This is a genomic window from Bartonella sp. AD328YNZD, assembly GCF_042196425.1.
The window spans coordinates 1-1,974 of record NZ_JBHIQG010000405.1 but is presented as its reverse complement, the minus strand read 5'-3'; the positions used below and the strand labels follow the sequence as shown (position 1 = coordinate 1,974).

At 38.0% G+C, this 1,974-nt stretch carries 2 protein-coding genes and 1 pseudogene; all 3 read right to left on the bottom strand.

Annotated elements, in window-relative coordinates; all coding sequences use genetic code 11:
• Nucleotides 1–113, bottom strand: a pseudogene (locus ACFIO3_RS12250) (exonuclease); the annotation flags it as partial.
• A gap of 1 nt (nt 114) precedes the next feature.
• A complete protein-coding gene (locus ACFIO3_RS12245) occupies nt 115–921 on the bottom strand; it encodes an ERF family protein (RefSeq protein ID WP_375704536.1) in 807 nt (268 codons plus the stop codon).
• A gap of 147 nt (nt 922–1,068) precedes the next feature.
• Nucleotides 1,069–1,827: an antA/AntB antirepressor family protein gene (locus tag ACFIO3_RS12240; RefSeq protein ID WP_375686514.1), complete on the bottom strand. Its 759-nt coding sequence runs from the start codon at nt 1,825–1,827 to the stop codon at nt 1,069–1,071.
• Nucleotides 1,828–1,974 lie beyond the last annotated feature (147 nt).

Here is a 1,974-nt window from a genome sequence, read left to right as displayed (position 1 = left end):
TCATATTTGCTTGTAGGCAAACCTTTTGCTGTCTTACTGAGTACGTTGTAAACGTTTGAAGCAGTGACTTTTCCTAAACGCGCTTGAAACCATTCTGCTGTTCTTTGCTCCATCTCACACCGCCGTTTGTTGTTGAGTTGGTGCATATTCAATATCTTGTATAGGTGCATCTAATTGCTCTTGTTGTGCTTTATTCATTTGCTTTCGTTGCTTTTTTTTCAAAGCAAACAAAGCGTTTTGTGCTTGTTTAAAAGACATATCTTTTAGATTTTTTACTCCTATGAAAGAGAGAAGCCCACTTTCTTCAGATTGTGTTTTTTTAATTAATTCTTTGATTTCATTCATCTGTTCAGGAGAGATACCCGCAAGAAGTGTTATTCCATCTGTATCGTCTTCTTTTCTTGCAACATTAAGAAGCATGCCTAAGAGATATCTACGTGCATAGCTTATAGTAGAACCAACCGCTTGTGTGTTATTTTTGCTTCCCGTAGCATCAATGGGAAATGTCCCTTGTGTTGATATTTCATTGCCCGATATATGCTTTAAAGTCATTTCTACGGTTATGCTATTTGAACTCTGGTCTTTGATACGAGAGAACAAGGCAAAGTGATGTTTTGCAAGAGGTTCTTTGATAGCATCAATATATTTATCAAGCGTTGTATAGAGGCTTTTAGTATGTGTATTAATGGCGTTTTGTTCGATATCTTTGTATTCCATTTGCATAGCAGAAAGATCACGGACAAAGTTTTGGCGCTCTTGTCGTTCTATCTCCTTTTCTCGCAATTCGAGAAGGCTCTTGAGACGGTCCAGATCAACATCATTTTCTAGAGCTCTTTCTAAAATAAGTTCCATAGCTGTAGGTTTAACTTCACAATCGTTTGTTTTGTTTACTTCTGTTAAGTTAGTGTTTTGTTCATTCATTTTTCTTTCCTCCATTGAAGACGCAATTCCCTCGTGGCGTGAATCACGCATGTGTTAAAAATGGTTGTTTGGTTGTTAGAAGCCTATTTCTTGAGGCTATAGAATTTCATCAGTTAATTCGTATTTTTTATTCATAACAATAGCCTCTTAATGCATGCTTTGTCTTTTAAGCTCTTGAGACAGCAGCCCCATACCTTTTGTGGTGATTTTTGCGCAAGGAATGACCTTTTCTATTCCATTTGCGGTTTGAAGTGTGATAGTTGGACAATCCATAAGTTTCTTTTGGATTTTGTCTTGATAAGGAAGCAAATTTCCACCTGCTGCTCGTCTGTAAACCCAACCTTTTTGCTGTAAGAATTGAATGAACTGTTTTGGTTGCATCTCAAGTATTTTAGCGGCTTCTGTAAGACCGAAGAGTCCATCATGGCGCTGTAAGCTTTCAAGAGCCATGGCTTTTGGTGTTAAATCTTCAATGATGGTGTCTTTTTGATCTATTTGACCTTGTAGGTAATTCAAAAAGCCAATCATAGCCTTTGGACTTGAGTAATCGATTTGTGGTGTAACAACTTGCTTTGCACGCCGCTCGCATTCAATAAAATATTGACGGGCTTGTTTTCCTTTTTCATTACGCTCTACCATGGCGAGCTCTTTTGCCATGTCTAATGTGAGGTGATAGTCTATAGCTGTAACAGCTCTAGATTTTGCGCTCCCCAATTTTGGGGACCGCAAATCTTGTGTTTTTATGAAATCATTTCCCTCTTCAAATTCATATTGATGAATACGGTCCTTAATCCAAGTAGAGAAATCTTTCCCAATTTCCAAAAACGCATGTAACTCACGAGCGTTGACCGTTTGAACGGTTTCGTGTTTGATTGTATTGTGCTGGATAGCAATAGGCTTTTCCATTACGAACCTCATATTGATGGGATTGATGAATGAAAGGGGGCGCTTTTAAATGCGCCCTCAGAATTTAAAGCACATCACAAAGACGTAATTTATTTTGCTCTTCATAGGTCCCGTAGACCTCATCATTATATTTTTCGTCTGCGATCT

Excerpts from the sequence above, each read along its gene's own strand:
- ACFIO3_RS12245 (WP_375704536.1), bottom strand. The coding sequence starts at position 921 with ATGAATGAACAAAACACTAACTTAACAGAAGTAAACAAAACAAACGAT.
- ACFIO3_RS12240 (WP_375686514.1), bottom strand. The coding sequence starts at position 1,827 with ATGGAAAAGCCTATTGCTATCCAGCACAATACAATCAAACACGAAACC.